General features: G+C 60.0%; 6 protein-coding genes. 2 read left to right on the top strand and 4 right to left on the bottom strand.

The annotated features are described in order from the left end of the window. Positions 1-131: 131 nt before the first annotated feature. Positions 132-2,369, bottom strand: coding sequence for a transferrin receptor-like dimerization domain-containing protein (locus WCA10_RS19090; RefSeq protein ID WP_472824109.1), 2,238 nt, complete (start codon positions 2,367-2,369; stop codon positions 132-134). Positions 2,370-2,576: 207 nt separating this feature from the next. Between WCA10_RS19090 and WCA10_RS19095 the strand changes: the two genes are divergently transcribed. Beyond that, positions 2,577-2,963 carry a BlaI/MecI/CopY family transcriptional regulator gene (locus WCA10_RS19095; protein WP_472824110.1) on the top strand — a complete coding sequence of 129 codons (387 nt, stop codon included), beginning with the start codon at positions 2,577-2,579 and terminating at the stop codon, positions 2,961-2,963. Beyond that, entirely contained in the window at positions 2,960-4,306 is a 1,347-nt protein-coding gene (locus tag WCA10_RS19100; protein WP_472824111.1) for a TonB family protein, read from the top strand. The genes WCA10_RS19095 and WCA10_RS19100 overlap by 4 nt, the downstream gene beginning before the upstream one ends. Before the next feature lie 199 nt (positions 4,307-4,505). On the opposite strand, the gene WCA10_RS19105 is transcribed toward WCA10_RS19100, so the two are convergent. The 3 genes from WCA10_RS19105 to WCA10_RS19115 form a co-directional block, all read right to left on the bottom strand. Then, entirely contained in the window at positions 4,506-5,264 is a 759-nt protein-coding gene (locus WCA10_RS19105; protein WP_472824112.1) for a molybdopterin-dependent oxidoreductase, read from the bottom strand. Next, a complete protein-coding gene (locus WCA10_RS19110) occupies positions 5,261-6,001 on the bottom strand; it encodes a cytochrome b/b6 domain-containing protein (RefSeq protein WP_472824113.1) in 741 nt (246 codons plus the stop codon). Before WCA10_RS19110 ends, WCA10_RS19105 begins: the two co-directional genes overlap by 4 nt. 758 nt (positions 6,002-6,759) lie before the next feature. Beyond that, entirely contained in the window at positions 6,760-7,806 is a 1,047-nt protein-coding gene (locus WCA10_RS19115) for a DUF3800 domain-containing protein (RefSeq protein WP_472824114.1), read from the bottom strand. Positions 7,807-8,168: the final 362 nt, after the last annotated feature.

Raw genomic sequence — 8,168 nt, forward strand, 5'->3', positions numbered from 1 at the left:
CGAATGGAGATTCTGGGATGTGGACGGATTTCGGTTCGGGGGGATATTGCTTTGTCGTCGGCGGGTTTGTCGCGGGAGTGCGGGAGAGCCTGCACTTTGGGTGAAGGCTCTCCAGGATGGGCGGGATTTGGTTATTCGCCGTTGAGGGCTTTGGTGGCTTCTTTGAGTTTGTCGGTTTCGCGTTCGATGGCGGCGGCGGTTCTGGCGATCTGAGGATCGACGGCAGACCACTGCTTTTGCTCGATGGCTTCGCGGACGGCGGGGAGCGTTTTGACGCCGTAGCCGGTGAAGAATCCAGGGGCGTAGATCATGTTTTCGAACCACGGACGATTAGGGAGACCGGCGGGATCGGTGAGGGCGTGTTCGGTTGCGAGGAGGAGCGCATTCACCTTGGGATCCGCGGTGGCGGCATGCGCGGTGAAGGCTTTCTCGTAGTCGGCGGCTGCGGCGGTGAGATCGTCGGAGGCCTGGTCGAGCGGCGCGAAGTTGAAGTAGGGCGGCACGGAGTCGACCGGAGGCGGAACGCTCGTTTTCTTAGGATCGGCGGCAGCTTTGTAGACGCCGTCGGCTAGGTCGGCGTTGCGGTCCTTGATCTGGGTGCGCATGGTGTCGGCTAGTTTTTTGACTTCGGTGACGTAGGTGTGGATGGTGTCTGCCTGATCAGTGAACTGGTAGGGCAGGACGTCGGCGTCGGCCATGCGCATCACCATGGAGCCAGCGGTTTGCGCGAGGGCTTTTTCGTAGACGAACGTGGTGTCCTGGAAATGGGTGTAGTAGTAGAAGTCGTCGTAGACGGAGTGGTACTGGCCGCCGCCGGGATCTTCTCCGCCATAGCCGAGGTCGGCGCTGGGAACGCCGAGGTGGTCGATGAAGACGGTGTAGTCGGAGCCCGAGCCGAGAGCGCCGATGCGGCTGTCGGGGCGCGATTTGGCCTCGGTGCGTGATTCGGGTGTGCCGCGGAGACGGGCAGCGAGGCGGGCGCGCTTCCAGACGGACATATTGGTTTCGGGGTCGTCGATGTCTTTGGCGACGCTGTTGATGAAGTTTTCAAGCGAGTGGGAACCGCCGGCGTGGAAGAAGCCGCGGACGTTGCCGTCGGAGTTGAAGTAGGCGACGGCGTGCTGCTTCAATTCGTCGGCGTGGAATTCAGCCCACTCGGTTGAGCCGAGGAGCGCGGGCTCTTCGCCATCCCAGAAGCAATAGATGATGGTGCGGGCGGGCTTCCAGCCTTGCTTGAGGAGTTTGCCGAGTGCGCGTGCTTCTTCGAGTTCAGGGCTGGCGCCGCTGAGGGGATCTTCGGCGCCATTGACCCAGGCGTCGTGATGGTTGCCGCGAATGACCCACTCATCGGGGAAGGTTGCGCCGGGGATGGTGGCGATGACGTCGTAGAGAGGCTTGCGATCCCAGTTGAAGGCGACGGCAAGATGGGCCTGCACTTTGCTGGGGCCGGTTTTGTAGGTGAAGGGAAGAGCGCCGCGCCAGTTCTCAGGTACGGTTTCTCCTTGCAGGGATTCGAGGAAAGGCTTGGCGTCGGCGTAGGAGATGGGGAGCACGGGAATCTTGGTGATGGTCTGAACCTGGTCAAGGGGGATGAGTTTTGCGCCGGGCTTGGCGCCGATGCCGGGAGTCTGCGGATCGCCGGGGTAGACGGGCATGTCCATCACGCTGCCGCGCTGCGCACCTTCGGCGGGACGCATGGGGCCTTCAGGATAGGACTCGCCGCGGGTGTAGCCGTCGTCTTTGGGATCGGAGTAGATGATGCAGCCGACGGCGCCGTGCTCGGCAGCGACCTTGGGCTTGATGCCGCGCCAGGTTTGGCCATAGCGAGCGATGACGATGGCTCCTTTGACGGAAACACCCATGGCATCGAGTTGCTCGTAGTCGGCGGGCGCGCCGTAGTTGACGTAGACGAGGGGAGCGGTGACGTCGCCGTCTTTGGAGTAGGCGTTGTAGGTGGGGAGCTGCTCATCTTTCTGGTTGGAGGTGGGATCGATGGCGAGGGCGGGCTCTTCGAGCTTGGCGGTGAATTTGGTGGGGCCGAGGAGTTCGAGCTTGCGGAACTTTGGCGTGGGGAAGAGTGCTTCCATCTGTTCGATCTTGGCGTCGAGGCCGTAGGACTTGAGCTGGGCGAGGAGCCACTCGGCGTTGTCCTTGTCATAGGGCGAGCCGACGTGGTGGGGGCGCGCGGAGAGGCGGCGCATATTTTCGCGAATGCGATCAGGCTCGGGAATGGCGCGGAATTTCTGCTCCCACTGCACTTCGGCGGTGGAGTGAGCGGCAGTGTAGCCGCGGAGGGATTCGGTGTGGGATGGGTCCACGGCCCAGGCGTTCATGGACAGGATGAGAAGACAGGCAAAGAATTTACGCATGCGGCGGCACCTCATTGGGAGTGAGAATTCTGCAACAATGCTGCGGGTCTTGCGGCTTGCATGGGGGAATACAGCGGGGTAAAGCGACTGTAATACCCGCAGGTTCGAGGGGTCAACCGGAATACGCGTGACGTGTCTGCGTGTCCTAAGACTTTAGTTGACATCGGGAAGGGATGGGAGTAGGGTCCTAAAAATATAGGAGGCCGCGTGGGCGCGAGTTCGGCAAAGAGCGGATTGACCAAGCTGGAGTTGAGGATCATGCAGGTGATCTGGAGGCGGGGAAGCAGCACGGTGGCCGAGGTGCAAGCGGAGATTCGGCCGCCGCTGGCGTACACGACGGTGCAGACGGTGCTCAACATTCTGGAGCGCAAGGGGAAGCTCAATCGCGAACTGGATGGCCGGGCATTTGTATATTCGGCGAAGGTGAGCGAGGAGAAGGCTTACGGGCAGAGTCTTCGCGACATGATCGACCGGATGTTTGGCGGGTCGAGCGAAGAGCTGGTAATGAGCCTGCTGAAGAGCCGGCAGATCGACGCCAAGCGGCTGGCGAAGCTGACCGAGCAATTCAGCAAGGAGAAGGGAGGCGCGGCATGAGCGGCTTTGAGTCCTTGCTGGTGTCGTATGTTTTGAATTCGCTTTGGCAGGCGCCGCTGGTGTTTGCGGCAGCATGGATTGCGGCGCGCGGGTTGAGAGCGGCGGGTCCGGCGGCGGAGCATCAGGTGTGGGTGAGCGCGCTGGTGCTGGAGGGCGCGCTGCCGGCGTTGTCGCTGCTGCCGTGGGAGAGCCTGCATTTTGCGTGGCCGTGGTTTGCGCAGGGAGGCGCGGCGACGGGCGGGCAGGTTGCAGTGCAGATGGGCGCGGGCGCCGGGGCTGGATTTGCCGCCCTGCGGTTGCCGCCGGGAGTGATGGGGACTGTGGCGATCGTGTATGCGGCGGTGACGGGCTATTTTATTGCGCGGTTTGTGTGGCGATGCGTGCGGCTGTCGTTGCTGCGTCGAGGCGCGGAGCCGTTGCGGTTGAGCGGCGAAGCTGCGCTCTCGTATGAGCGATGGTTGAAACGCATGGGCATTGCGGGGCCGGTTGCGGTTGTGCGTTCAAAGGAAGTTTTTGCGCCCGTGACGATGGGCGTTGTGCGGAAGCGCGTGATGCTGCCGGCGGGGATGATGATGCGCATGCCGCAGGCGGATCTGGATACGGCGATTGCGCATGAATTTGCACACATCCGCCGCAACGATTTTTCGAAGAACCTGGCGTATGAGATCGCAGCGCTGCCGTTGAGCTACCACCCGTGTCTCTGGCTTACGCGGCAACGCATCGCGGAGACGCGGGAGATGGTGTGCGACGAGATGGCTGCGGGGATTTCAGGGAGTGAAGAATACGCGCAATCACTGTTGCGGCTGGCGGGTTTGTTGTTGCAGGGCAGGCCGGTGAGGGTTCCACATGCGATCGGAGTTTTTGATGCCAACACACTGGAGAGGAGACTTATGAAACTTACGGAGAAGAAAACGCAGATGGGCAGGGTGCGCGCGTGGGTTTCGGTGACCGCGTGCGTGGTGCTGGGAGTTGCGACGGCGGCGTCGGCGGTGGCGCTGCGGGTGGGTGCCGATGCGCAGGCGAGCGCGGATAAGCAGGATTCGAAGAAGGGCGCGCCGCACTCCGTTTCGGCTGCAACGATGCAGGGAAACGTGATCAGCAAGGTGACTCCGAAGTATCCGCCGAAGGCGAAGACGGCGCGGATTCAGGGGACGGTGGTGCTGGATGCGGTGATCACCAAGAACGGGCACGTGGACAGCTTAAAGATTGTGTCGGGGCCGAGCGAGTTGCAGCAGTCTGCTCTGGACGCGGTGCGGCAGTGGCGGTACAAGCCGTTCTTGCTGAATGGAGAGCCGATGGAAGTGGAGACGACGATTAACGTGGTGTATTCGCTGGAGAAGTAGGTGAGAACCCGGAAGATTGAGGTTCGTGCTCTCCCACTCATGCCGCGATGAAACCGCGGCATGAATGGGGCAGCCAAATTCGTGCGGATTGATGCGGAGTGAAAAGCAGGTCCTTCGACTTCGCTCAGGATGACGGAGCGATAGAGCATTGCTCAGGATGACGAGGCGACATGGATTTGCGGCAACCGGGTCCGATGGTTCAGATGCCGGCGTACCAGGCGTAGCCGGCTTCGGGGGATGCGGAGCCGAGGCCTTTGCCGAAGTGCTTGAGCGAATCGGTTGCGGTGATGCGGGTGATGTATTTGACGCTCTTGTAGCCGAGCTGACGCGGGAGGCGGAGGCGGAGCGGTCCGCCGAAGCCTACGGGAAGATCGCCGTCGTTCATGCCCATGGTGAGGAAGGTCTGGGGATGCGTGGAGTCGGCCATGTCGATGCTTTCCCACCAGTCTTTCTCAATGGAGAAGTAGACGATGTAGCGTGCCTGCGGCAGGACGCCGACGGCGTCGAGCACATTGTGCAGCGGTGTACCGATCCACTCGGCTACGTAGGACCAGCCTTCTTCGCAAACCACTTCGGTGATCTGGCTGTGCGTGGGAAGGCTCTTGAGGTCGGCGAGAGAGAAGGATGCGGGGTGCGCGACCATGCCATCTACCGCGAGTTTCCAATCTGAAAAGCCGGCGGCCTGATGGCGCTTGAATTCTTCGCTGGAGGGTGCGGTTTCGTTGCGGAAGGGGACCTTGGAAATCATGCTGCGCGGGAACTCGCGGGCGAGCGAGTGGCGGGTGAGCAGGCGCTGTGCGGCGTAGGTGAGGGTTTCACCGGGGCCGTAGAAGCCGCTGCTGTCGGGCGGGACGAGCCCGTAGCGACGGGCGATGCGGTTGGCGGCGGCGAGGCCCGCGACGCCGGTTGCGGCGACGACGCCGGTGGTGATGAGTTTGCGGCGGGAGATGTTGCTCATGGGCGGCGCTCCGATGGGGATGCAGTGCGGCCTGTGATCATGGCGCGCGTGCGGCTCCAGAATCCGGCGAGGGCGATCATTGCGACGTGGACGATGAGGAAGAGAACGAGCAGATCGGTGACGAAGAAGTGCAGCGTGCGCGCGGACTGGCGGCCGCCGAGCAGATTGACGGTTGCGGGAAATGCGGAATCGAAGGCTGGGGAAAGCGCGAGGCCGGTCCAGATGACGAGAGGGAAGAGGATGAAGATGACGAGGAGATAGGCGGTGCGCTGGACGACGTTGTACGCGTGGCTTTCCGCGGGGTCGGGCGGACCGCGGCGGAGGTACCTTGCGAAGACATTACGGAAGGAGCGCCAGTTGCGATCTGCGGGCGCGGGAAAAAGGTCGCGTGCAAAGTGGCGGTTGAGGAGGCTTGCTACCCCGTAGACGAGGGCGGTGACGACCAGCACCCATGCGGCTTCAAAATGAAGGTAGCGGGACCAGCCGTTCTGATCGGGCATGACGTAGTTGTAGCCGGAGGGGACAGTATCGCGTGAAGCAGGGATGGGGATTTTGAAGAGCGGAGTGGTGCCGGAGTTGCCGGTTTCGCCCCAGTAGAAACGCGGGTGGGAGATGATGATTTCCCCGCCGGTGATGAGCAGTGCGAGGAAAGAGACGACGGTAAGCCAGTGGGTTATGCGGACGAGCGCAGTGTGCCGCTGCGTGGCTTGCAATTGAGGCGAGGAAGTGACGGACACGCGGGGAGGATAGCACACGCGCGCTTTGGGGCGGAATCTATATCGGAAGACGGCATGTGCGGGGCTGCTTTCCGAGTCTCCGGCTGACAAGGCGGAGGGTGAAATCATGCAACCGAATGGTTGCGTGTCGAAAAAAAGTGCCATTTTCGATCAAAGTCCTGATTCCATGGAAGTTAACGCCTTAAGGGGTCCTTGTAAGTTGTTGTAAGCAAACAACTTAAGATCTAAAGTCTTCATAGATTTAAACTTACGGGCAATTGCATCGTTTTGGGGCAGGTTCGTACCGAATTGCGGTGCGCCGATGTAAGCGGCGGCGGTTCGCTCGTTCTTCCATGCCCAGGAATGGCGTCGATGCAGGTGCGTCGGACATGGTGATTTCCTCTGGAAATGAGAAAGGCATCGCGAGACGGCGAGCCGCCCTCAGATGCCTGCACTTCCAGTGTGCGACTTTTACGTTTAATTACCTGCAAAATCTGCGGAATTATTTTGTGCGTGGAATGAGGGGGTTGTGGGGAGTTCGAGAGAAGTGGGGGTTGACAGGATTTTGAGTTACGTCCGGTTGGGCGGTCAACCGACCGGAGCGACACATTGCTCGAAGAATCCTTGCTACAAGCCGACATATGAGGAGTGAATCGGCCTCGATGAGTGCATCAGCGATGATGCGCTCGTTGACAACCTCGCTTGCGCGATCCCCTCCTTAGCGAGCAATAGCCTCTGGATGGGCGCCAATACCCACTGGATCCCGTGTAGTGAGCTGGTTAGCGCCGATTGCGCTCCGCAATCATCGACTTTGCTTTTTTCTCGAGGATCAGGCACACCTTTTCCGCGTGGCTGGGCATCCGCTTATCATCTTCCGGTAGAAGTCCGAGTTGAACAATCCCATTCCCGGGATTTCGGTGCCGAATGAGCAAGCCCCCAAAATCTTTCCAGCCGGGAAGCTGCAACCGATCGTTGAGGGCACGACGGAGAATTGCCGCGAGCATGTCACATAGTTGGAGCCCCAACGAGTCGCGCGAATCCTCGAACGTTCTCTGTTCGGTCAGAAGCAGCTCCGCATCGATCGCAACAGAATCCATCGGCTTCTCGGAAACCGAACTTAACCACTCCCTGTGCCGCAGCATCTCGGGGTCCGCCATGCCGTCCGTGGGACCATACCTCGATTCGAAATGCGAATAGTCTTCTCCCTCAATGCAAAGTAAAGGTTTTTTGATGAAAGCAGTCTCACTCAGGGGAAGAATTAGCGTGCTCCACGTTTCCTCCATCTCAGTGATCTTCCGATCCTTGCGATCTATTACCCAACTGATGTCGCCCAACTCCAGAGGTTGGCGCTGGACGTAGTAAAGCGTTGCTTCGCGAACCGTTCTGATGATTAGCTCCCATGTGGCCATGGCTTGCAGAAACAGTTGGTTCGGCATCACTCGAACGCGTTCACCAAGTTGATAAAAATGCGGAATGGGCCCTGGGTCGTGCTCACGCGTAATACTCGCGGTCACCGCGTCAGCTTGGCGGTTTTTGTAATCCTCAACTACGGAGTCAGGGTGTGTATTCGCATCCAGTGCGATGAATTCGACAATTACGTCGTATCTCAGTACGAGATTGATCAATTGCGCAGCCTGCGATTCATCGAGACTGCTGCCCTTAATCTCGACGTTCCGATTCGGCCATGTATCCCTGAGACGCAAGAATTCGTACAGCAACTCCCGTTCAACTGCGCTTGGGATGATCAGAGCGTGGACGAGGGAAAACAGCGACCGTGGGGGATTCGGTGGCAGGAAGGGCCCGGCTTCATCGATATAAATTCGCATGAGTCATCTCGGGTGAGTGGCGCATGCTGCGCATCACAGAGAGTCGTTTCAATCATAGAGCGGCGTACAGGCTGTTGTTTCCGGCAGACCGCCAGACCAGAAATCGCCGATCTCCGCCTACCAGCTTCCGATTAGCCGACTGCCTCCATTATTGGAGCCATACTCGGCTGAGGAGAACGGGCCAAGCCACTCATCGACAGCCGCTTACGCGCGATTTGTCAGGATTGCTCCCCGAAAACGTTAGGTCCCTATCGGGACTGCCCCAACGCAACGATGGTGGATTGCCCCAGGAGTTTTTGGGGCAGTTTCGATAGGGTCGTTTGAAGTAAGTCGCTGGTGGGACGGGCGCGGTGATCTACCTA

It is taken from the genome of Occallatibacter sp., from assembly GCF_049582745.1.
Classification (GTDB): domain Bacteria; phylum Acidobacteriota; class Terriglobia; order Terriglobales; family Acidobacteriaceae; genus Telmatobacter.